This is a genomic window from Mycobacterium sp. NGS26, from assembly GCF_059813025.1.
Window position 1 is genome coordinate 188,937 of record NZ_JCALDU010000003.1, and the last position, 22,599, is coordinate 211,535.

The 22,599-nt window shown below is 68.6% G+C and carries 19 protein-coding genes and 2 tRNA genes; 14 read left to right on the forward strand and 7 right to left on the reverse strand.

The window, feature by feature from the left end:
• Positions 1 to 64 precede the first annotated feature (64 nt).
• From ettA to AC5Y6X_RS11910, 4 genes are all read left to right on the forward strand, one after another.
• Positions 65 to 1,741: an energy-dependent translational throttle protein EttA gene (gene ettA, locus AC5Y6X_RS11895; protein WP_324680681.1), complete on the forward strand. Its 1,677-nt coding sequence runs from the start codon at positions 65 to 67 to the stop codon at positions 1,739 to 1,741.
• 94 nt (positions 1,742 to 1,835) lie between these two features.
• Entirely contained in the window at positions 1,836 to 6,680 is a 4,845-nt protein-coding gene (locus AC5Y6X_RS11900) for an NAD-glutamate dehydrogenase (RefSeq protein WP_499986643.1), read from the forward strand.
• Positions 6,677 to 7,090 carry an acyl-CoA thioesterase gene (locus tag AC5Y6X_RS11905; protein WP_499986644.1) on the forward strand — a complete coding sequence of 138 codons (414 nt, stop codon included), beginning with the start codon at positions 6,677 to 6,679 and terminating at the stop codon, positions 7,088 to 7,090. The genes AC5Y6X_RS11900 and AC5Y6X_RS11905 overlap by 4 nt, the downstream gene beginning before the upstream one ends.
• Positions 7,078 to 7,749 (forward strand): DUF8010 domain-containing protein, encoded by a 672-nt coding sequence (locus tag AC5Y6X_RS11910; RefSeq protein WP_499986646.1) that lies wholly within the window; start codon positions 7,078 to 7,080, stop codon positions 7,747 to 7,749. Before AC5Y6X_RS11905 ends, AC5Y6X_RS11910 begins: the two co-directional genes overlap by 13 nt.
• On the opposite strand, the gene AC5Y6X_RS11915 is transcribed toward AC5Y6X_RS11910, so the two are convergent.
• Both AC5Y6X_RS11915 and AC5Y6X_RS11920 read right to left on the reverse strand, forming a co-directional pair.
• Positions 7,746 to 9,335 (reverse strand): glycoside hydrolase family 13 protein, encoded by a 1,590-nt coding sequence (locus AC5Y6X_RS11915; RefSeq protein WP_499986647.1) that lies wholly within the window; start codon positions 9,333 to 9,335, stop codon positions 7,746 to 7,748. The genes AC5Y6X_RS11910 and AC5Y6X_RS11915 overlap by 4 nt on opposite strands.
• Entirely contained in the window at positions 9,335 to 9,724 is a 390-nt protein-coding gene (locus AC5Y6X_RS11920) for a globin (RefSeq protein WP_499986648.1), read from the reverse strand. Before AC5Y6X_RS11920 ends, AC5Y6X_RS11915 begins: the two co-directional genes overlap by 1 nt.
• Before the next feature lie 155 nt (positions 9,725 to 9,879).
• Here AC5Y6X_RS11920 and AC5Y6X_RS11925 point away from each other — a divergent pair, with 155 nt between their 5' ends.
• From AC5Y6X_RS11925 to AC5Y6X_RS11935, 3 genes are all read left to right on the forward strand, one after another.
• A complete protein-coding gene (locus AC5Y6X_RS11925) occupies positions 9,880 to 10,527 on the forward strand; it encodes an HNH endonuclease (RefSeq protein ID WP_324680692.1) in 648 nt (215 codons plus the stop codon).
• Between the two features lie 66 nt (positions 10,528 to 10,593).
• Entirely contained in the window at positions 10,594 to 10,821 is a 228-nt protein-coding gene (ctaJ, locus tag AC5Y6X_RS11930; RefSeq protein WP_499987035.1) for an aa3-type cytochrome oxidase subunit CtaJ, read from the forward strand.
• Complete coding sequence (locus tag AC5Y6X_RS11935) at positions 10,808 to 11,275, forward strand: DUF5130 domain-containing protein (RefSeq protein ID WP_324680693.1); 468 nt, start codon at positions 10,808 to 10,810, stop codon at positions 11,273 to 11,275. The genes ctaJ and AC5Y6X_RS11935 overlap by 14 nt, the downstream gene beginning before the upstream one ends.
• 92 nt (positions 11,276 to 11,367) lie before the next feature.
• Here the strand turns inward: AC5Y6X_RS11935 and pepN are convergent, their stop codons facing one another.
• Complete coding sequence (gene pepN / locus AC5Y6X_RS11940; RefSeq protein WP_499986649.1) at positions 11,368 to 13,962, reverse strand: aminopeptidase N; 2,595 nt, start codon at positions 13,960 to 13,962, stop codon at positions 11,368 to 11,370.
• Between the two features lie 100 nt (positions 13,963 to 14,062).
• On the opposite strand from pepN, the gene AC5Y6X_RS11945 reads away from it, so the two are divergent.
• From AC5Y6X_RS11945 to AC5Y6X_RS11955, 3 genes are read left to right on the forward strand one after another with little or no spacing between them, the layout of a single operon-like run.
• Positions 14,063 to 14,686, forward strand: coding sequence for an Rv2466c family mycothiol-dependent reductase (locus AC5Y6X_RS11945; protein ID WP_324680696.1), 624 nt, complete (start codon positions 14,063 to 14,065; stop codon positions 14,684 to 14,686).
• Between the two features lie 35 nt (positions 14,687 to 14,721).
• The gene (locus AC5Y6X_RS11950) at positions 14,722 to 15,201 is read left to right on the forward strand and encodes a ribose-5-phosphate isomerase (protein WP_499986650.1); all 480 of its coding nucleotides are present in this window, start codon (positions 14,722 to 14,724) and stop codon (positions 15,199 to 15,201) included.
• Between the two features lie 9 nt (positions 15,202 to 15,210).
• Positions 15,211 to 16,017 (forward strand): Fpg/Nei family DNA glycosylase, encoded by an 807-nt coding sequence (locus AC5Y6X_RS11955; RefSeq protein ID WP_499986651.1) that lies wholly within the window; start codon positions 15,211 to 15,213, stop codon positions 16,015 to 16,017.
• Here AC5Y6X_RS11955 and AC5Y6X_RS11960 read toward each other — a convergent pair.
• From AC5Y6X_RS11960 to AC5Y6X_RS11970, 3 genes are all read right to left on the reverse strand, one after another.
• Positions 16,008 to 17,225: a serine hydrolase domain-containing protein gene (locus AC5Y6X_RS11960; RefSeq protein WP_499986652.1), complete on the reverse strand. Its 1,218-nt coding sequence runs from the start codon at positions 17,223 to 17,225 to the stop codon at positions 16,008 to 16,010. The two genes, AC5Y6X_RS11955 and AC5Y6X_RS11960, sit on opposite strands and share 10 nt — an antisense overlap.
• 106 nt (positions 17,226 to 17,331) lie before the next feature.
• Positions 17,332 to 18,516, reverse strand: a complete 1,185-nt coding sequence (locus tag AC5Y6X_RS11965) for a serine hydrolase domain-containing protein (RefSeq protein WP_499986653.1) — start codon at positions 18,514 to 18,516, stop codon at positions 17,332 to 17,334.
• A gap of 31 nt (positions 18,517 to 18,547) precedes the next feature.
• Positions 18,548 to 18,618 (reverse strand) — tRNA-Gly (locus AC5Y6X_RS11970).
• A gap of 144 nt (positions 18,619 to 18,762) precedes the next feature.
• Here AC5Y6X_RS11970 and AC5Y6X_RS11975 point away from each other — a divergent pair.
• The 4 genes from AC5Y6X_RS11975 to clpP2 all read left to right on the forward strand — a co-directional run bounded on the left by AC5Y6X_RS11975 (position 18,763) and on the right by clpP2 (position 21,611).
• Positions 18,763 to 18,836: transfer RNA gene (locus AC5Y6X_RS11975), tRNA-Pro, on the forward strand.
• A gap of 37 nt (positions 18,837 to 18,873) precedes the next feature.
• Complete coding sequence (tig, locus tag AC5Y6X_RS11980; RefSeq protein WP_499986655.1) at positions 18,874 to 20,262, forward strand: trigger factor; 1,389 nt, start codon at positions 18,874 to 18,876, stop codon at positions 20,260 to 20,262.
• Between the two features lie 108 nt (positions 20,263 to 20,370).
• The gene (locus tag AC5Y6X_RS11985; RefSeq protein ID WP_499986656.1) at positions 20,371 to 20,979 is read left to right on the forward strand and encodes an ATP-dependent Clp protease proteolytic subunit; all 609 of its coding nucleotides are present in this window, start codon (positions 20,371 to 20,373) and stop codon (positions 20,977 to 20,979) included.
• A complete protein-coding gene (gene clpP2 / locus AC5Y6X_RS11990) occupies positions 20,976 to 21,611 on the forward strand; it encodes an ATP-dependent CLP protease proteolytic subunit ClpP2 (protein WP_324680710.1) in 636 nt (211 codons plus the stop codon). The genes AC5Y6X_RS11985 and clpP2 overlap by 4 nt, the downstream gene beginning before the upstream one ends.
• Before the next feature lie 62 nt (positions 21,612 to 21,673).
• On the opposite strand, the gene mmuM is transcribed toward clpP2, so the two are convergent.
• Positions 21,674 to 22,564 carry a homocysteine S-methyltransferase gene (gene mmuM / locus AC5Y6X_RS11995; protein WP_499986657.1) on the reverse strand — a complete coding sequence of 297 codons (891 nt, stop codon included), beginning with the start codon at positions 22,562 to 22,564 and terminating at the stop codon, positions 21,674 to 21,676.
• Positions 22,565 to 22,599 lie beyond the last annotated feature (35 nt).

Genomic DNA, 22,599 nt, shown 5'->3' on the forward strand with positions numbered 1-22,599 from the left:
GCGGGGTGATGCCTAGGATGGTTCGCGAGGCAATTCTGCACGACCAGAGAGGCAAACCCGCGGCATGGCTGAGTTCATCTACACGATGAAAAAGGTCCGCAAGGCGCACGGCGACAAGGTGATCCTGGACGACGTCACGTTGAGCTTCTTGCCGGGAGCCAAGATCGGCGTCGTCGGCCCCAACGGGGCCGGTAAGTCGAGCGTCTTGCGGATCATGGCCGGCCTGGACAAGCCGAACAACGGCGAAGCCTTCCTGGCCAACGACGCCACGGTCGGCATCCTGCTGCAGGAGCCGCCGCTGAACGAGGAGAAAACGGTTCGCGGCAACGTGGAAGAGGGCCTCGGCGACATCAAGGTCAAGCTGGACCGCTTCAACGAGGTCGCCGAGTTGATGGCCACCGACTACTCCGACGAGTTGATGGAAGAGATGGGCCGGCTGCAGGAGGAGCTGGACCACGCCGATGCGTGGGACCTCGACTCACAGCTGGAGCAGGCCATGGACGCGCTGCGCTGCCCGCCGCCGGACGACCCGGTGACGAATCTGTCCGGCGGCGAGCGACGCCGCGTGGCGCTGTGCAAGCTGCTGCTGTCCAAACCCGACCTGCTGCTGCTCGACGAGCCCACAAACCACCTCGACGCCGAAAGCGTGCAGTGGCTCGAACAGCACCTGGCCGCCTACCCCGGCGCGATCCTGGCCGTCACCCACGACCGCTACTTCCTGGACAACGTCGCCGAATGGATCCTGGAACTCGACCGCGGGCGCGCGTATCCGTACGAGGGCAACTACTCGACCTACCTGGAGAAGAAGGCCGAGCGGCTGGCGGTGCAGGGACGCAAGGACGCCAAGCTGCAAAAGCGGCTGGCCGACGAGCTGGCCTGGGTCCGGTCCGGGGCCAAGGCCCGCCAGGCCAAGGGCAAGGCGCGGCTGCAGCGCTACGAGGAGATGGTCGCCGAGGCGGAGAAGACCCGCAAGCTCGATTTCGAGGAGATCCAGATTCCCGTCGGGCCACGGCTGGGCAACGTGGTCGTCGAGGTCGAACACCTCGACAAGGGCTACGACGGGCGCACCCTGATCAAGGACCTGTCCTTCACCCTGCCCCGCAACGGCATCGTCGGCGTCATCGGCCCCAACGGGGTCGGCAAGACCACGCTGTTCAAAACCATCGTCGGGCTCGAGCAGCCGGACAGCGGCACCGTCAAGGTCGGCGAGACCGTCAAGCTCAGTTACGTGGATCAGGCCCGCGCGGGCATCGATCCGAAGAAGACGGTGTGGGAGGTCGTCTCGGACGGGCTGGACCATATCCAGGTCGGCCAGAGTGAGATACCGTCGCGGGCCTACGTGTCGGCGTTCGGCTTCAAGGGCCCCGACCAGCAAAAGCCGGCCGGCGTGCTGTCCGGCGGCGAACGCAACCGGCTCAACCTCGCGCTGACGCTCAAGCAGGGCGGCAACCTGATCCTGCTGGACGAGCCGACCAATGACCTGGACGTCGAGACGCTGGGTTCGCTGGAGAACGCGCTGGAGAAGTTCCCCGGGTGCGCGGTGGTGATCTCGCACGACCGCTGGTTCCTGGACCGGACGTGCACGCACATCCTGGCGTGGGAGGGCGACGACGACAACGAGGCGAAGTGGTTCTGGTTCGAGGGCAACTTCGGTGCGTATGAGGAGAACAAGGTGGAGCGGCTCGGCGAGGAAGCCGCCCGGCCGCACAGAGTGACCCACCGCAAGCTCACACGCGACTAGTGTCAGCTCTGCCAACGCCACGTGACGACGCGGCCGGACGGGCCGTCGAGGAGCGGGGCGCACTGGCATCCGTCGCGAGTTGGGAGCAATCGGCATGACGATCGATCCCGGAGCAAAGCAGGAACACAAGCCCTGGACCGCGTTCACCAACAAAGACGACATTCCCGACTGGATCGCGAAGGCCTACATAGAGAGCTACCGGGGCCCGCACGGTGAGGAGCCGGGCGCAGAAACCGGCACCCTCGACCTGACTGTCCCGGCCCGGATGGTGACCCCCGCCATGCTGAGCGCTCACTACCGGCTCGCCCAATGCCGCCCGGCCGGCTGCAGCTGCGTATGCGTCCACCCCCCGGACGATCCCGCGGGATTCGGGCCGGCGCTGCAGGTCGTCACCGACCACGGCGGCATGCTGATGGACTCCGTCACGGTGCTGTTGCACCGGCTCGGGGTGCAGTACTCGGCCATCATGACCCCGGTCTTCGAGGTGCGCCGCAACGCGCAAGGGGATTTGCTCAGCGTGGAACCGAAGGCCCCCGGCACGCCGCAATACGTCGGCGAGGCTTGGATATACGTCCAGCTGTTGCCTTCGGTCGACACCAAGGCCCTCGCCGAGGTCGAGAAACTGTTGCCCAAGGTCCTCGGCGACGTGCAACAGGTCGCCAGCGACGCGGCGGCGTTGATCGCCGCGCTCGGCAACCTGGCCGCCGACGTCGAAGCCAACAAGGAAGGCCACTACACGGCGCCGGACCGCGAGGATGTCGCGGCGCTGCTGCGCTGGCTGGGCAACGGGAACTTCCTGCTGCTGGGCTACCAGCGGTGCCGGGTGCACGACGGCAGGGTCTCCGGCGACGGGTCACCCGGCCTCGGCGTGCTGCGCACCCGCACCGGTTCCCGCCCCCGATTGACCGACGACGACAAGCTGCTGGTTCTGGCCCAGTCCGTCGTCGGCAGCTACCTGCGCTACGGCGCCTACCCGTACGCCATCGCGGTCCGCGAAAACGTCGACGACGGCATCATCGAGCATCGCTTCGTCGGCCTGTTCACGGTCGCCGCCATGAACGCCGACGTGCTGGAGATCCCGTCGATCTCGAACCGGGTCCGCGAGGCGCTTTCGATGGCCGACAGCGATCCGGCCCACCCGGGCCAGCTGCTGCTCGACGTCATCCAGACCGTTCCGCGCTCGGAGCTGTTCACGCTCAGCGCCGATCGGCTCTTCGCGATGGCCAAAGCCGTGGTGGACCTGGGGTCGCAGCGCCGCGCGTTGTTGTTCCTGCGCGCCGATCGGTTGCAGTACTTCGTGTCCTGCCTGGTGTACGTGCCGCGCGATCGCTACACCACCGCCGTGCGGCTGCAGATCGAGGACATCCTGGTCCGCGAGTTCGGCGGCACGCGGCTGGAATTCACCGCCCGCGTGAGCGAATCACCTTGGGCGCTCATGCATTTCATGGTGCGGCTGCCCGAACACGCCACCCCGGTCGACGTTTCCGAGGCCAACAGGTCCCGGATACAGGCGCTGTTGAGCGAAGCCGCGCGGACCTGGGGCGACCGGCTCATCGGGGCCGCGGGGACCGGCGCCGTCTCGCACGACGACGCCGAGCATTACGCGGCCGCCTTCTCCGAGGCCTACAAGCAGGCCGTCACCCCCGACGACGCTATCGAACACATCGCCATCATCAACGAGCTGACCGACGACTCGGTCAAGCTGGTGTTCTCCGATCGCGGTGAGGACGGGCTCGCCCTGCTGACCTGGTTCCTGGGGGGACGCACCGCGTCGTTGAGCCAGTTGCTGCCCATGCTGCAGAGCATGGGCGTCGTGGTGCTCGAGGAGCGACCGTTCTCCGTCACCCGCCCGGACGGGCTGCCGGTGTGGATCTATCAGTTCAAGATCTCACCGCACCCGACCATCCCGCTGGCGTCGACGACGGCCGAACGGGACGCGATGGCCGAGCGATTCGCCGACGCGGTCACGGCGATATGGCAGGGCCGCGTGGAGATCGACCGGTTCAACGAGCTGGTGATGCGCGCGCGGCTGACGTGGCAGCAGGTCGTGCTGCTGCGCGCCTACGCGAAATACCTGCGGCAGGCGAACTTTCCCTACAGCCAGTCCCACATCGAAACGGTGCTCAACGACCACCCCTCCACCGCGCGGTCGCTGGTCCTGTTGTTCGAGGCGCTCTTCGACCCCCGTGCTTCGTCCGTTAAGGGATCGCCGACGAGCCGCGACGCGCAAGCGGCCGCCGCGTCGGTCGCCGCGGACATCGACGCGGTGGTGGGTCTGGACACCGACCGGATTTTGCGTGCGTTCGCGTCGCTGGTGCAGGCGACGTTGCGGACCAATTACTTTGTGACGCGCGAGGGTTCGGCCCGCGCGCGCAACGTGTTGGCGCTCAAGCTCGACGCCCAGCTGATCGAGGAGCTGCCGCTGCCGCGCCCCAAGTTCGAGATCTTCGTGTACTCGCCGCGCGTGGAAGGCGTGCACCTGCGGTTCGGCCCGGTGGCCCGCGGCGGCCTGCGCTGGTCGGATCGCCGCGACGACTTCCGCACCGAAATCCTGGGCCTGGTCAAGGCGCAGGCGGTGAAGAACGCCGTCATCGTGCCGGTCGGGGCCAAGGGCGGGTTCGTCCTCAACCGCCCGCCGCTGCCCACCGGCGACGCCGCCGCCGACCGCGAGGCGCTGCGCGCCGAAGGCGTGGCCTGCTACCAGCTGTTCATCTCCGGGTTGCTGGACGTCACCGACAACGTCGACCACGCCACCGGAAAGGTAAGCGCGCCACCGGAAGTCATACGCCGCGACGGCGACGACGCCTACCTGGTGGTCGCCGCCGACAAGGGCACCGCCACCTTCTCCGACATCGCCAACGACGTCGCCAAGTCCTACGGCTTCTGGCTGGGCGACGCGTTCGCGTCCGGGGGCTCGGTGGGTTACGACCACAAGGCGATGGGCATCACCGCCAAGGGCGCGTGGGAGGCGGTCAAACGACACTTCCGGGAGATGGGCGTCGACACCCAGACCGAGGACTTCACCGTCGTCGGCATCGGGGACATGAGCGGCGACGTGTTCGGCAACGGCATGCTGCTGAGCGAGCACATCCGACTGGTCGCCGCCTTCGATCACCGGCACGTCTTCCTCGACCCGAACCCCGACGCCGCGTCGTCGTTTCGAGAACGCCGGCGGATGTTCGACCTGCCGCGGTCCAGCTGGGACGACTACGACAGGTCGCAGATCAGCGAGGGCGGCGGCGTGTACAGCCGTGAGCAGAAGTCCATCCCGATCAGCCCGCAGGTGCGCGACGCCCTGGGCATCGAGGGCGAAACCAGCGAGATGACCCCGCCGAACCTGATCAAGGCGATCCTGCAGGCGCCGGTGGATCTGCTGTTCAATGGCGGCATCGGCACCTACATCAAGGCCGAAACCGAGTCCGACGCCGACGTCGGCGACCGCGCCAACGACCCGGTGCGGGTCAACGCAAATCAGGTGCGCGCCAAGGTCATCGGCGAAGGCGGCAACCTCGGCGTGACGGCGTTGGGCCGCGTCGAATTCGACCTGGCGGGCGGGCGCATCAACACCGACGCGATGGACAACTCCGCTGGCGTGGACTGTTCCGACCACGAGGTCAACATCAAGATTCTGATCGACTCGCTGGTCACCGCCGGCAAGGTCAAAGCGCAGGAGCGCAAGCAACTGCTCGAGTCGATGACCGACGAGGTCGCGCGGCTGGTGCTGACCGACAACGAGGACCAGAACGATCTGATCGGCACCAGCCGCGCCAACGCGGCCAGCCTGCTCCCGGTGCACGCAATGCAGATCAGGTACCTGGCCGAGGAACGCGGCGTCAACCGCGAATTGGAGGCGCTGCCGTCGGAGAAGGAGATTCACCGGCGGACCGAGGCCGGCATCGGGCTCACCTCGCCCGAGCTCTGCACGCTGATGGCGCACGTCAAGCTGGGGCTGAAAGAGGAGATGCTGACCACCGAGCTGCCGGAGCAGGACGTGTTCGCGTCCAGGCTGCCGGAATACTTCCCGAGGCCGCTGCGGGAGCGGTTCACCCCGGAGATCCGCACGCATCAGCTGCGCCGGGAGATCGTCACCACGATGCTGATCAACGATCTGGTGGACACCGCCGGCATCAGCTATGCCTTCCGGATCACCGAGGACGTCGGCGTCGGGCCGATCGACGCCATTCGCACCTACGTGGCCACCGACGCCATCTTCGGTGTGGGTCACATCTGGCGGCGGATCCGCGCGGCGAACATGCCGGTCGCGGTGTCCGACCGGATGACGCTGGACACCCGGCGGCTGATCGACCGCGCCGGACGGTGGCTGCTCAACTATCGTCCGCAGCCGCTGGCCGTCGGCGCCGAGATCAACCGGTTCGCCGCCATGGTCAAGGCGATGACGCCGCGCATGTCGGAGTGGCTGCGCGGCGACGACAAGGCCATCGTCGAAAAGGAAGCCGCCGAATTCGCCTCGCAGGGTGCGCCGCGCGACCTGGCCTACCGGGTCGCGACCGGCCTGTACCGCTACAGCCTGCTCGACATCATCGACATCGCCGACATCACCGAGATCGACACCGCCGAGGTCGCCGACACCTATTTCGCGCTGATGGACCGGCTCGGCACCGACGCCCTGCTGACCGCGGTGTCCGAGCTGCCCCGATATGATCGCTGGCATTCGTTGGCGCGCTTGGCGATTCGCGACGACATCTATTCCTCGCTGCGGTCGTTGTGCTTCGATGTGCTGGCGGTCGGGGAGCCCGACGAAAGCGGGGAAGAGAAAATCGCCGAGTGGGAGCACATCAGCGCGTCCCGGGTGGAGCGGGCGCGACGGACCCTCAACGAGATCCAGGAAAGCGGCGCAAAGGATCTCGCGACGCTGTCGGTGGCCGCGCGGCAGATCCGCCGCATGACCCGCACCAGCGGCAGGGGATCGTCGAGTTGAGTGTTGGATTCGTCGCGCCGGTGCCGGTGCGCTGGTCGGACATCGACATGTACCAGCACATCAACCACGCCACCATGGTCACCATCCTCGAGGAGGCGCGGGTCCCGTTCCTCAGGGAGCCGTTCGCGGCCGACATCACCACCATCGGCTTGCTGATCGCCGACGTTCGGGTCACCTACAAGGATCAGCTGCGGCTGGCCGATTCGCCCCTGCAGGTGACCATTTGGACCAAGCGGCTGCGGGCGGTCGATTTCACGCTCGGCTACGAGGTGCGTTCTGTCAACGCCGATCCCGGGTCCAAGCCCGCCGTCATCGCCGAGTCGCAGCTGGCCGCGGTCCACATCGAGGAGCAGCGGCTGGTGCGGCTCTCCCCACAGCATCGGGAGTATCTGCAACGTTGGGTGCGGTAGCCGAGCGCGGACTGTGGCTGGGGCCGGAACACCGGGAGGCCCACCGCGCGGACCTGGCCGCATTCGTCGACCATGCGATGCGGCTGGACGACGCCGCGGTCATCCGCCTGCGCGCCCGATCCGCCGGACTGCTGACGGCATGGGTGGCAACGGGTTTCGACGTGCTGGCCAGCCGGGTGGTGGTGGGCAGGCTGCGGCCGGGGGACGTGACCGTGGGCGCCGACGGGTTGGCGCGCGGGCTGTCCGCGATGGACGATTCGGGCCACGTCGACCCCGGCTTCGCGATGGACTCAGCGTGGCGATCGGCGTTGCCGCCGGAGTCCGGCTTCGTCCATCTCGACGACGTGCCCGCCCGGGTGATGCTGGACCTGGCGCAGCGCGGCGCGCGACTTGCTCAGGAACACAGCAGTTCTCACGGCCCGCCGGTCTCGCTGCTCGACCAGGAGGTCATTCGGGTCAGCGCGGCCGACGTCAGCGTGGGCCTGCCGATGCGCTGCGTGTTCGCGTTGACCGCGATGGGCTTTCTGCCGCAGTCGCCGGATGCGATCGACAGCGACGAAGTCATCCGCGTCCGGATACTGCCGGCGTGGTTGCGCCTCGACGCCAAATTCGGCTCGGTGCACCGGCGTCGCGGTCATGCGGCGCTGGTGCTGCGCTAAGCGCAGATCACCCAGGCCGCGCCGTCGGCCGGCAACTTGCCGCGTTCCAGCGGCGCGCTGGCCAGGATGAGCTCGCCCGGTGGCAATGCGATCGGGCGCCGGCCGGCGTTGAGCGCGCACACCACGCCCCGGGCGCCGCGCCGGAATGTCAGCGCATCGCGCGGCGCGCTCAGCCACTCGATGTCGTCGCCCTCGAATTCGGCTCGTGTACGGCGTAATTCGATCGCCTTCCGGAAGAACGACAACGTCGACCCGGGATCCGCGGTCTGCCTTTCGACGGTCAGCGCCGCCCAGTCCGCCGGCATCGGCAGCCAGGTGTCGGCGTTCGTCGAGAAGCCGAACGGGGGAGTGTCGCCCGACCACGGCATCGGGACCCGGCACTTGTCGCGGCCGCGCTCGGTATGTCCGGAGCGTTCCCATGTCGGGTCCTGCAGCACATCGTCGGGCAGCTCGACGTCGGGCAGGCCGAGTTCCTCACCGTTGTAGATGAACACCGCGCCCGGCAGGGCGAGCATCACCATCGCCATGGCCCGCGCCCGGCGCAGCCCGATCTCCCCGCCGCCGTAGCGGGTCACCTCGCGGCCCACGTCGTGGTTGGACAGCGTCCACGTCGGGACGGCGTTCTCGAGAGCCGTTGCGGCCAGCGAGTTCTCGATCGCCTCGCGGATCTCGGCGGCGTCGAAGCCGACCTTCGCAAGCCGGAAATTGAAGCCGAGATGCAGCTCGTCGGGCCGCAGGTACTCCGCCCAGCGGACGTTGTCGGTGACCCAGACCTCGCCCACGGTCACCGCCGCCGGATAGTCGTTGACGACCCTGCGGATGTCGCGGTGAATCTCGTGCACGCTCGGGTGGTTGAAGCGCGGGTCGTCGTCGCTGTGGTGCAACACCTTCGCGTCGACGGCCGGCGAGTCCGGCAGGCCGGGCGGCTTGGCCATCCCGTGCGCCACGTCGATGCGAAACCCGTCCACGCCGCGTTCCAGCCAGAACCGCAGCGTCTTCTCGAAGTCGTCGAAGACATCCGGGTGCTCCCAGTTCAGGTCCGGCTGCTCGGCATCGAAGAGGTGCAGATACCACTGGCCGGGCTTGCCGTCGGGCTCGACCACCCGCGTCCACGCCGGCCCCCCGAACACCGACCTCCAGTTGTTCGGCGGCAGCTCCCCGTCGGCGCCCCGGCCGTCGCGGAAGAAATAGCGTGCCCGCGCGTCGGCGCCCGGGCCCGCGGCCACGGCCGCCCGGAACCACCCGTGGGCCGAGCTGGTGTGGTTGGGCACCACGTCCATGGTGATCTTCATGCCCCGCTGGTGGGCCGCGGCGATCAGCCGTTCGATCGCGGCCATCCCGCCGAACAGCGGGTCGATGTCGCGGGGATCGGCGACGTCGTAGCCGTGGTCGGCCATGGGCGAGACGGTGACCGGGTTGAGCCAGATGGCGTCCACGCCGAGCCGCTCCAGGTGCCCCAGCCGGGCCGTCACCCCGTCCAGGTCGCCGACGCCGTCGCCGTCGCTGTCGGCGAACGACCGCGGATACACCTGATAGAAGACCGCGCTTGACCACCACGGCCTGGAGTCCATTGCGTTGGCCGACATCAAAACGGCGAGTTGACGAGCGAGTGGGCGGCCATTTCCAGATAGTCGAGCAACTCCCGGCGGTGCTCGTCGTCGAGGGTCTGCGAGTCGATGGATGCGACGGCCGTGTGCATGCAGCGCAGCCAGGCGTCGCGCTCGATGGGGCTGATGCGGAAAGGGACGTGGCGCATCCGCAGCCGGGGATGCCCGCGCCGGTCGGAGTAGGTTCGCGGGCCGCCCCAGTACTGCTCGAGGAACATGCGCAAGCGCTCCTCGGCGCCCTCGAGGTCGTCCAGCGGATACACCTCGCGCAGTATCTCGTCCTCGGGAACCTGTGCGTAGAAGCGCGAAACGATCGCTCGGAACGTCTCGGCACCGCCGACAGCGTCGTAGAAGCTCACCTGATCCATCGCCGTCCATTGTGGTGCATCGCCGGCCCGACAAGGCGCGGCGGGCTTCGACAACCGCCCAGCCACGCCCGCCGTTCACCGGATCGACACGGCGTTCACCTGCAAGAGACGTGCGATTGGCGGCGAATCATGGTGGACTGTTCCGCGGAGGATCTATGGCGCAGCGCAAGAGACGCCGCAGCCACCGAAGTTCCGGTGCCGCGGCAGGGCTAACCGGGCCCGTAACAGCGCCATGCCTGCACAGCGTCGACACCCACGCGCCGACCCGCCACGAGAGCGCGTCGATCTGGAGCCGCCGGCGGGTGCTGCTGCTGAATTCCACCTACGAGCCGCTGACCGCCCTGCCGATGCGGCGGGCGATCGTCATGGTGATCTGCGGCAAGGCCGACGTGGTGCACGACGATCCGGCCGGGCCGGTCATCCACTCGGCGACCAGGTCGATCGTGGTGCCGTCGGTGATCCAGCTGCGGAAGTATGTGCGGGTGCCCTACCGCGCCCGCGTCCCGATGACCCGCGCCGCGCTCATGCACCGCGACCGGTTCTGCTGCGCCTATTGCGGCGCGAAGGCCGACACCGTCGACCATGTGGTGCCACGCAGCCGCGGCGGTGACCATTCGTGGGAGAACTGCGTCGCGTGCTGCTCGACCTGCAACCACCGCAAGGGCGACAAGCTGCTCACCGAGCTGGGCTGGGCGCTGCGGCGCGCGCCGCTGCCCCCGACGGGACAGCACTGGCGACTGCTGTCCACCGTCAAGGAATTGGATCCCGCCTGGGCCCGATACCTCGGTGAAGGCGCCGCCTGAGGACGACTCGGGTCCTGAGTGCGTGTGTTCGCCGCGCGGTGGGTTACGGTTTGCGTCGTGAGCGTTGTGCAGATCCACCTGTTGTTCGTCGGCATCCCGTTGTTGATCGTGGTCGTGCTTGCGGGGCTGATCTGGTCGCACAAGGGGCCACACCCGGCGACCTACACGATGTCGGAGCCGTGGACCCATCCGCCCATCCTGTGGGCGGCCACCGACGAAGCCGTCGGCGGCGAGCACGGCGGGCACGGCACGTCGGAGTTCTCGGTCGGGGGTGGCGCCAGTGGCACGTGGTGAGGTAGCGACGGTCGAGCCCGCCGAGCTGCCCAAGGGCTCGGTGATCACCACCAGCGGACGCATCTCGGGGGTCACCGAGCCCGGGGACGTGTCGGTGCACTACCCCTTCCCGATCAAGGACCTCGTCGCCATCGACGACGCGCTGAAATACGCCTCGCGGTCGTCCATGGCGCGGTTCGCCATCTACCTCGGCGACCTGGGCAGCGACACCGCCGCGCGGGCCCGCGAAATCCTGGCCCGGGTGCCCACGCCCAACAACGCGGTGTTGCTCGCGGTCTCGCCGAACCAGTCCGCCATCGAGGTCGTCTACGGCGCGCAGGTGCGCGGGCGCGGCGCCGAGTCGGCCGCGCCGCTCGGGGTTGCCGCGGCCGCGTCGGCGTTCCAGCAGGGCGACCTGGTCGACGGGCTGGTCAGCGCGATCCGCGTGCTCAGCTCCGGGATCTCGCCGGCCTGATCCGCCGGCCGCCCCGCGGTCGCGAGCGTCCCCAAAATGCCGTGCAACACGGCGTGTCGGCGTACAAATGAGCGCGCTCGCGGGAGGCAGTATCAGGAACCGTCGAAGCGGCGGGCTTTCAGTGACCGCTTCACCCCCGCCTGGCCCTCCAGCACCAGCCGGCGCAACGCGGGCGGCACCTCGGACTCCGGGGCCTGCAGGAACCGGTCGGCGGCCGCGACGCCGTCGTCGCTGATGTCCCAACCCGGGTACAGCCCGATCACCACGGTCTGGGCGACCTCGCTGGACCGTCGCGCCCAAACGCCGGGGATGGCCTCGAAGTAGCGCTCGGTGAACGGCTTGAGCAGCTCCTGCTGCCCCGGCGCCGCGAAGCCCGCGATGATCGAGCGCGCGGTGACGTTGGGCAGGGTGTCGTCCTCGACCACCGTGGTGAACGCCTCCTCCTTGACGCGCAGCTGCGGCCGGGCCGCCGCCGCCTGCGCGCCGTGGCGCTTGCCGGCCGCGGTGGGGTCACGCTGCACCTCGGCGTCGATGAACGGCGTCGCCGGCCCGTCGGCGTCGATCGCGGCGGCGGTGGCCAGCGCGGTCACGATGCGCCAGCGCAGGTCGGTGTCGATCTGCAGGCCGGTCAGCCCCAAGTCGGCGGGTTCCCGGTCGAGCAGGCCGGCCAGCACCTCGACGTGCCGGGGCGACAGCACCGACGCGCACAGCGCGTTGAGGAACGCGAGCTGCCGATCCGATCCGGGCTCCGCGCCGCGGGCCAACTCCAGCAGCCGGTCCGCGAACTGCGGCCAGCCATGCTCGCGGGCCCAGGCCGGCTCGGCGTAGGAGCCCAGCGCCGTCTGGGCCTGCATCAGCAGCCGCTGCAACACCGCGACCTCGGTTTCGGCGTGCACGCCGCGCGACACCAGCGCCACGAAGTCGCGGGCCCTCAGCTCGGCCTCGCGGGTCATCTCCCAGGCCGCCGACCACACCAGCGTGCGCGGCAGCGCCTCGGTGATGTCGGCGATCCGGTCCAGCGCCGTCCGCAGCGACTGCGCGTCCAGCCGCACCGAGCAGTAGGTCAGGTCGTCGTCGTTGACCAGAACCAGCTTGCCGCGCGAAACGCCAACCAGCGCAGGGACTTCCGTCTCCGGGCCCTCGACGTCGAGTTCCTCGCGGTGCACCCGCACCAGCTTGCCGGCGCCATCGTCGACCGAGTCGTCGTAGATACCGATCGCCAGCCGGTGCACCCGCGTCTCGCCCGCACCGGGCGCGGCGCCGCCCTGGCGAACCACGAACCGGGTGAACCTGCCGTCGGGGCCGTCGTCGTCGACGTCGAAATCCGCCGAAAGCGTGTTGAGCCCGGTGGTTTTCAGCCACTGCCGGCCCCAGTCCGACAGGTCGCGGCCGGACGCCTTCTCCAGCGCGGCCAGCAGGTCGTCGAACGTGGCGTTGCCGTACGCGTGGGCGCGGAAGTAGTCGCGCAGCCCGGCCAGGAACTGCTCCAGCCCGACGTAGGCGACCAGCTGCTTGAGCACCGAAGCGCCCTTGGCGTAGGTGATTCCGTCGAAGTTCACCTCGACGGCGGCCAGGTCGGGGATGTCCGCGGCGATCGGGTGCGTCGACGGCAGCTGGTCTTGGCGGTACGCCCAGGACTTCTCGACGGTGGCGAACGTCGTCCAGGCCTCGGTGAATTCGGTTGCCTCGCTTTGGCAGAGCACCGACGCGAACGTCGCGAACGACTCGTTCAGCCACAGGTCGTCCCACCACCTCATGGTGACCAGGTCGCCGAACCACATGTGCGCCATCTCGTGCAGCACCGTCTCGGCGCGCCGCTCGTAGGACGCGCGGGTGACCTTGCTGCGAAAGACGTAGTCCTCCAGGAACGTCACCGCGCCGGCGTTTTCCATTGCGCCGGCGTTGAATTCGGGCACGAACAACTGGTCGTACTTGCCGAACGCATACGGCAGCCCGAAGTTTCGGTGGTAGAAGCCGAAGCCCTGTTTGGTCTGGGTGAACAGCCGGTCGGCGTCCATGTACTGCGCCAGCGAGGCCCGGCAGTAGATGCCCAGCGGGATATCGCCGTGTTCGTCGGTGTAGGTGTCTTTCCACTCGGCGTACGGCCCGGCGATCAACGCCACCAGATACGTGCTCATCCGCGGGGTGGTGGCGAAGGTGTGCACCCCGTGCTTGTCGAAGTCTTGCACCGACACGGTCGCGCCGTTGGAGATCACCCTCCAGTGCCTGGGCGCCCTCACCTGGATGGCGAACGACGCCTTGAGGTCGGGCTGGTCGAAGCAGGCGAACATGCGCTTGGCGTCGGCGGTTTCGAATTGCGAATACAGGTATGTCTCGTCGTCCACGGGGTCGACGAAGCGGTGCAGCCCCTCGCCGGTGTTGGAGTAGCGGCAGTGCGCGTCGACGACCACGACGTTGCGGTCGGCCAGCCCGGCCAGCGGGATGCCGGTCGATTCGTCGTAGCCGGAGACGTCGAGCTCGCGGCCGTTGAGGGTGGCGCTGTGGATGGCGTCGGCGGCGATGTCGATGAACGTGTCGGCGCCGGCCAGCGCGTCGAACACCACGGTGGTGGTGGACCGGAACGTGCGGTCGCCGTCGGTGAGATCGAGGTTGATCCGGTAGCTGTCGACGGTGATCAGGGCGGCGCGTTCGACGGCCTGGTCCCTGGTGAGGTTAGGAAGGGCCACGCGTCCAACTTAGAGCGTGCGGGACCGGCGCCGCAGGGCGGGAACAGGCGTGCGCCGTCTACGGTTGTGCTCAACGGTGCCGTTGACGAGAGGACTGGCAATGCCCGAGAAGGCCCCCGTGAAAAACCAAGCCGATTTCTGGTTCGACCCGCTGTGTCCGTGGTGCTGGATCACGTCGCGCTGGATCCTCGAGGTGGAGAAGGTCCGCGACATCGAGGTGAACTTCCACGTCATGAGCCTGGCGATACTCAACGAGAACCGCGAAGGCCTGCCCGACAAATATCGCGAGTTGATGAAGCATGCGTGGGGGCCGGTGCGCGTGGCGATCGCCGCCGAGCAGGCCCACGGGGCGGGCGTTTTGGACCCGCTGTACACCGCGATGGGCACCCGGATTCACAACGAGGACAACAAGGACCTCGAGGAGGTCATCAGGTTGTCGCTCGCCGACGCCGGGCTGCCCGCGGAGCTGGCCAAGGCCGCGGACAGCGACGCCTACGACGACGCGCTGCGCAAGAGCCATCACGCCGGGATGGACGCCGTCGGTGACGATGTCGGCACGCCGACCATCCACGTCAACGGGGTGGCATTCTTCGGTCCGGTCCTGTCGAAGATCCCGCGCGGCGAGGAGGCCGGCAAGCTCTGGGACGCGTCGGTGACCTTCGCCTCCTACCCACACTTCTTCGAGCTCAAGCGGACCCGCACCGAGAAGCCGGAATTCGACTAGCCTCGGCGGCCCGCGGCTGTGTAAGGATTGCGGGCATGCGCGTCTACCTCGGCTCTGACCACGCGGGATTCGAGCTCAAGCAGCAGATCGTCGAGCACCTCGAGAAGACCGGGCACGAGCCGATCGACTGCGGCGCCTTCGGTTACGACCCCGACGACGACTACCCGGCGTTCTGCATCGCCGCCGCGACGCGCACGGTGGCCGACCCGGACAGCCTGGGCATCGTGCTGGGCGGCTCGGGCAACGGCGAGCAGATCGCGGCCAACAAGGTCCCCGGGGCCCGCTGCGCGCTGGCGTGGAGCGTCGAGACCGCGACGCTGGCGCGGGAACACAACGACGCGCAGCTGATCGGCATCGGCGGCCGCATGCACACCGTCGACGAGGCGTTGTCCATCGTGGACGCCTTCCTGACCGCGCAGTGGTCGAAAGCCGAACGCCACCAACGGCGTATCGACATACTCGCCGAGTACGAACGCACGCATCAGGCGCCGCCGGTGCCCGGCGCCCAGGCCTGAGGTCGTCTCGTGCCCGAGGGGCATACCCTGCACCGGCTGGCACGGCTGCATCAGCGCCGATTTCGCGACGCGCCGGTGGCGGTGTCCAGCCCGCAGGGCCGGTTCGCCGATTCGGCGGCCGTGGTGGACGGCCGGGTGCTGCGCCGCGCCAGCGCCTGGGGCAAGCACCTGTTCCATTACTACGCCGGCGGCCCCATCGTGCACGTGCACCTCGGCCTCTACGGCACCTTCACCGAATGGGAACGGCCTGACGACGGCACGTTTCCGGAAGCGGTGGGGCAGGTGCGGATGCGGATGGTCGGCGACGGCTACGGCACCGACCTGCGCGGCCCGACGGTGTGCGAGGTCATCGACGAGGCACAGGTCTCCGACGTGCTCGCCCGGCTCGGACCCGACCCGCTGCGCGCCGACGCCGACCCGGCCTGGGCGTGGGCCCGGATTGCCAAGTCGCGCAGGCCGATTGGCGCGTTGCTGATGGACCAGACGGTGATCGCCGGGGTCGGCAACGTGTACCGCAGCGAGTTGCTGTTCCGGCACGGCATCGACCCGTTCCGGCCCGGCCAGAAGATCGGCGACGCCGAGTTCGACGCGGCGTGGACCGATCTGGTGGCGCTGATGAGGGTCGGCCTGCGCCGCGGCAAGATCATCGTGGTGCGGCCCGAACACGATCACGGTCCGCCGTCGTACGGGCCCGGGCGGCCGCGGACGTACGTGTACCGGCGAGCCGCCGAGGCGTGCCGGGTGTGCGGCGACCCGATCCGCACCGCGGTCCTGGAGGGCCGAAACGTGTTCTGGTGCCCCACCTGTCAGACGTGAACTCCCAGCGCGGCGTAGACCTCGTCGATGAGGGCGACGCTGCGCGGGTCGGCATTGGCCTGGGTCATGTCGTAGTAATCCATCACGTAGGCGTAACCGATCCGGTGTTCCAGGTCGACGAATCCGAACGCGCCGCCCGAGCCGCCGTGGCCGAAGATGCGCGGGTTTGGTCCGACGACGCGGCGCTGGTTGAGCATGTAGCCCAGACCCCAGCCGTGGTCTGCGACCCGGGAACCCAGCACCAGGTCCCGCTCGAAGCCACCCTGCGATGTGCGGATCAGGTCCATGTGGCGGCGGCTGAGCAGCCGCTCCTGCGCGAGCGCGTTGTAGAAGCCCGCCAGTCCCAGCGCCGACACGTGCGCGTTGCTGGCGGGGAGCTCGATCTCCCGCCACAACCGCATGTCGTTGGCGCGCAGCGCCTCATCCGGCACAAACCCCAAGCCCAGTGCGACGGCGACGCCCGCCTTCGGATGGTCGGCCAGCGAAACGGGGGAGCCGGCGGGAGCCTGGGCGTCGATCAGCGTTTTGTGGAACTGGAACTGGTTCACCATCTCGGCGCAGCGGCGGTGCTCGCTGACGGGCAGGCCGATGTGCACGTCGATACCCAGCGGCTCGGCGATTTCGGTGCGCAGGTACTGGCCGATCGTGCGGCCGGTGGCACGGCGGACCACCTCGCCGAGGATGAATCCGAAGGTGACCGCGTGGTAGCCCTGGGCGGTCCCCGGCTCCCACCACGGTTCCGCGGCGGCCAGCCGCTCGCAGACCAGATCCCAGTCGGCGACTTGTTGCCAGGTCAGCCGGGCACGCGGGCCGATCACCCCCGACCGGTGACTCATCACCATCGCGATGGTGATGGCCTCCTTGCCCGCCTGCCCGAACTCGGGCCAGTAGCGGGCCACCGGCGCATACAGGTCGAGCTCGCCGCGCTCGACGAGCTGGTGCACGCACGTGCTGGTCAGCCCCTTGGTGGCGGAGAGCAGGGCGGCCAGCGTGTCCCGCCGCCATGGCCGAGAGCGGGCGGCGTCGGCCCAACCGCCCCATAGGTCGACGACGAGATCGCCGTCCACATAGACCGCGACCGCGGCGCCGACCTCGTCGCGCACCGCAAAGTTTTGCGCAAACGCCTCGCGAACCCGCTCGAACCGCGCCGCACACGAGCCCCGAATGTCGACGTCGACGACGGTGCTTCCTGGCCGATTCGTTGTCATCCTCAGCCTCGCGGGCCTCTTATAAGCGGTGCAGAGCGCAAATGTACGTCGCGGCGCACAGCAAATCCAGAGGACGCCGTCCCCGGGCGACGGGCCGGCCCCAGCGTCAGCCCGACGTCACTCCCAGCGCGGCGTAGACCTCGTTGCTGAGCGCCAGGCTGCGGGGGTCCGCGTTGGACTTGGTGGCGTCGAAGCGGTTCGCCACATACGCGTAGCCGATGCGGTGTTCCAGGTCGACGAACCCGAATGAGCCACCCAGCCCGCCATGGCCGAAGATCCGCCGGTTGGGCCCGTTGATGCCGCGCCGGTTGAGCATGTAGCCCAGGCCCCACCCGTGATCGGCGACCCGCGGCCCGAGCACCAGGTCGGTCTCGTCGCCGCCCTGGCACACGCGGACCTTGTCCATGTGCTCCCGGCTGAGCAGCTTCTCCTGGGCCAGCGCGTTGTAGAACGTCGCCAATCCCAGCGCCGACACCTGACCGTTGGTGCCGGGAAACTCGAGCTCTCGCCACAACTGCAGGTCGTTGGAGCCGAGTTCGTCGTCGGGTGCGAATCCCATCGAGACCGACAACCCCGCCTTGGGGTGTTCGGCCAGGCTGGTCGGGTGGCCGGGGGCCTGCACGTCGGCCAACAGATCCCGCGCGTGCGGCTTGTTGACCCGTTCGGCACACCGGCGCTGTTCGGCGGGGGACAAGCCGATGTGCACGTCGGCGCCGATGGGTTCGGCGATCTCGGTGCGCAGGTATTGACCGATCGTGCGACCGGTGACCCGGCGGAATACCTCGCCGAGGATGAAACCGAAGGTGGTCATGTGGTAGCCCTGGGCGGTGCCCGGCTCCCACCAGGGTTCGGCTGCGGCCAGCTGCTCACAGACGAAGTCCCAGTGGGCGACCCTGTCCCAACTCATCCGGGTGCGCGGCCCGATCACGCCGGATCGGTGGCCCATCACCATGGCCAGGGTGATGTCTTGCTTGCCGGCCTGCGCGAACTCGGGCCAGTAGCGCGCCACCGGCGCGTGCAGGTCCAACTCGCCGCGGTCCGCGAGCTGATGGACGCAGGTGGCCGACAGGCCCTTGGTGCCGGACAGCACCGTGGTGAGGGTGTCCTCCCGCCACGGGCGGGCGCCGGCCGCGTCGGCCGAGCCGCCCCACAGGTTGACGACGAGCTCGCCGTCGACCCACACGGCGACCGCCGCGCCGACCTCGTGTCGGTGCGCGAAGTTGCGCGCGAACGCGTCGCGCACCCCGTCGAAGCCCTCGACGCATGAGCCGTGTATGTCGACGTCGCTCATGGCGCCTTTCTGTCGAGCAGCCGCCCAGCAGAGCGGGCGACGGGAATCGAACCCGCGTCGCTAGTTTGGAAGACTAGGGCTCTACCATTGAGCTACGCCCGCATTCATTAGTCGAGCGAAACTGTATCTGGCGAAGAACATCAAATCTAATCGAAGCGGGTCCGTTATCGCTCCGTGAGGTCCTGAGGTCTTGGAAGGTGCCAGCGACGCCGCCGCCGCCGGGCCGTAGCATCGTCGAGGTCAGCGCGGGGTGTAGCGCAGCTTGGTAGCGCATCCGCTTTGGGAGCGGAAGGCCGCAGGTTCAAATCCTGTCACCCCGACCGGACCGCCAGTAACGACCACCGAGGAGCACACCCCGTGAAGAGCAGCGTCGAGCAGTTGAGCCCCACCCGGGTGCGCATCAATGTGGAGGTGCCGTTCACCGAGCTCGAGCCCGATTTCCAGCGGGCGTACAAGGAGCTGGCCAAGCAGGTGCGGCTACCCGGATTCCGGCCCGGCAAGGCGCCGGCGAAGTTGCTGGAGGCCCGGTTCGGCCGGGAGGCGATGCTCGACCAGGTCGTCAGCGAGGCCCTGCCCGCCCGGTACGGGCAGGCGGTCGCGGAGTCCGAGGTCCATCCGCTCGGCCAGCCCGACATCGAGGTGACCAAGAAGGAGTACGGCCAGGAGCTGGCGTTCACCGCCGAGGTCGACGTCCGTCCCCAACTCAGCCTGCCGGACCTGAGCGCGCTGCGGATCTCGGTGGACCCGATCGAGGTCAGCGACGACGACGTCGACGCCGAGCTGCAGTCGCTGCGCGCCCGATTCGGCACCCTGACCGGGGTGGACCGGCCGGTGGCCGACGGCGACTTCGTTTCGATCGACCTGTCGGCGACCGTCGACGGCGAGGAGGTGCCGGGCGCCTCCGCGCAGGGACTCTCGCACGAGGTCGGCTCCGGCCGGCTCATCGAGGGGCTGGACGAGGCGCTCATCGGCATGTCCGCAGACGAGTCCAAGGAGTTCACCGCGAAGCTGGCGAGCGGCGAGCATGCCGGGCAGGACGCACAGGTCACCGTCACCGTCAGGTCGGTCAAGGAACGCGAGCTGCCCGAGCCCGACGACGAATTCGCCCAATTGGCAAGCGAATTCGACACCATTGAGGAGCTGCGGTCCAACCTGCGCGAGCAGGTGAGCCGGCTCAAGCGGGCCCAGCAGGCGGATCAGATCCGCGAGGCCACGCTGGACGCGCTGCTCGAGCAGGTCGACGTGCCGCTGCCGGAGGCCGTCGTGCAGGCGCAGTTCGACAACGCCATGCACGGCGCGTTGCACGGCCTCGACCACGACCAGGCCAAGTTGGACGAGGTGCTCGCCACCCAGGGCAAGTCGCGCGAGGAGTTCGAGGCCGAGACGCGCGATGCCACGGAGACGGACCTGCGCCGCCAGCTGCTGCTGGACGCGCTGGCCGACCAGCTGGAGGTCCAGGTCGGGCAGGACGACCTGACCGAACGACTGGTGATGACCTCTCGGCAATACGGAATCGAGCCGCAGCAGCTGTTCGCCTATCTGCAGGAGAACAACCAGCTGCCGGCCATGTTCGCCGACGTGCGCCGCGGGCTGGCCATCGCCGCGGTGGTCGAGGCGGCGACGGTCACCGACACCGAGGGCAACACGATCGACACCAGCGAGTTCTTCGGCAAGCGCGCCCCGGTCGCCGAGGCGGGCGAGGAGGCCGACGAGGCGTCCCAGCCGTCCGGCGACGCCGCGGAATGACGCTGTGAGCGAACGCGCCCGTTTATCGGGTGCGTGGCCGCCAAACCGTGGGCTCGGTTGGATAGTGTCGGTGCATACGGATTTTCGAGAGAAGCAGGTGCCACCTAAATGAGAGATGTGACTGACATGCGTACGAACTCGCAGGGTCTCAACCTCACGGACTCGGTCTATGAGCGCTTGCTCTCCGAGCGGATCATCTTCCTGGGCTCGGAGGTGAACGACGACGTCGCCAACCGGCTGTGCGCGCAGATTCTGCTGCTCGCCGCCGAGGACCCCGCCAAGGACATCTCGCTGTACATCAATTCGCCCGGCGGTTCGATCAGCGCCGGGATGGCGATCTACGACACCATGGTCCTGGCGCCCTGTGACATCGCCACCTACGCGATGGGCATGGCCGCCTCGATGGGTCAGTTCCTGCTCGCCGCGGGCACCAAGGGCAAGCGCTACGCATTGCCGCACGCCAGAATCCTGATGCACCAGCCGCTGGGCGGGGTGACCGGCAGTGCGGCCGACATCGCCATCCAGGCCGAGCAGTTCACGCTGATCAAGCAGGAGATGTTCCGGCTCATCGCCGAGTTCACCGGTCAGCCGGTCGAGCGCATCGTGACCGACTCCGACCGCGACCGCTGGTTCACCGCCGCCGAAGCCCTGGAATACGGCTTCGTCGACCACATCATCACCCGCGCCGCACACCTCACCAACGGAGAAGCCCAATGAACCCCGAAACCCAACCCCAGGCGCGCTACATCCTGCCGTCGTTCATCGAGCACTCCAGCTTTGGCGTCAAGGAATCCAACCCGTACAACAAGCTGTTCGAGGAGCGCATCATCTTCCTCGGCGTCCAGGTCGACGACGCCTCGGCCAACGACATCATGGCGCAGCTGCTGGTGCTGGAGTCGCTGGATCCCGACCGCGACATCACCATGTACATCAACTCCCCGGGCGGCGGTTTCACCTCGCTGATGGCGATCTACGACACCATGCAGTACGTGCGGGCCGACATCCAGACCGTGTGCCTGGGTCAGGCCGCCTCGGCGGCGGCGGTGCTGCTGGCGGCGGGGACGCCGGGCAAGCGGATGGCGCTGCCCAACGCGCGGGTGCTGATCCACCAGCCGTCTCTTCAGGGTGTCATCCAGGGCCAGTTCTCCGACCTGGAGATCCAGGCCGCCGAGATCGAGCGGATGCGCACGCTGATGGAGACCACGCTGGCCCGTCACACCGGAAAGGACGCCTCGGTGATCCGCAAGGACACCGACCGGGACAAGATCCTGACCGCCGAAGACGCCAAGGACTACGGGATCATCGACACCGTCCTGGAATACCGGAAGCTGTCCGCGCAGACCGCCTGACGCCCGGCCTATCGCCGAGCGTGAAACTGTTGCGAATCCACCGCCGAGTTTTCGCAACAGCTTCACATTGGGCGTAGAGCCGAAGCGACGTCGGCGATCTCCGCCGGCCCCACCCGGCAGCACCCGCCGACGATGCGGGCGCCGGCCGCCACCCACTCCAAAGCGCGCCGCACGGAAAACGTGCGCGGCCCCGCCCACGTGTTGCCGTCCCAGTGCTCGCCGCTGTTGGGGTAGACGATGATCGGCTTGCCGACGTCGGCGATCTCGATGGCGGTGAGCACGTCGTCGGGCGCACAGCAGTTGACGCCGACGGCGACGATCTCGTCGACGCCGGCGGCCACCGCGAACGCGTCGGCCAGCGGTTGCCCGGCGCGGGTCCGAGTTCCTTCGATGGTGTAGCTGAGCCAGGCCGGCACCCCGAGCGTGCGCACCAGGTCGACCAGAGCCTCCGCCTCGTCGACGTCGGGCACCGTTTCCAGCGCGAGCACGTCCGCGCCCGCGTCGGCCAGAACCTCCAGCCGCGGACGATGCCAGCGCGTCAGGGCCGCGACGGACAGCCCATAGCGGCCGCGGTATTCGGATCCGTCGGCCAGCGCCGCGCCGTAGGGTCCGACCGACGCGGCCACCCACAGGTCCCCTCCGGCGGCGTCCCGCGCGGCCTTGGCGAGCTCGACGCTGCGGCGCAGCAGCGCGGCGGCCTGGTCCCGGGCGATCCCGCGGGCCGCGAAGCCTTCGAACGACGCCTGGTAGCTGGCGGTCGTCGCGATCGCGGCGCCGGCGCGAAAGTACGCGGCGTGCACCGCGACGATCTGCTGCGGATCGTCGGCCAGCAGCCGCGCCGACCACAGCGGGTCGGACAGGTCGTGACCGCGCGCTTCGAGCTCGGTGGCCAGGCCGCCATCGGCGATCAACACGGATTCGCCGGGCCCCCCGAATTGGACAGCCAAACCCACATCGCCACTGTAGGGTGGGTTGCCTGGTGGCCCGC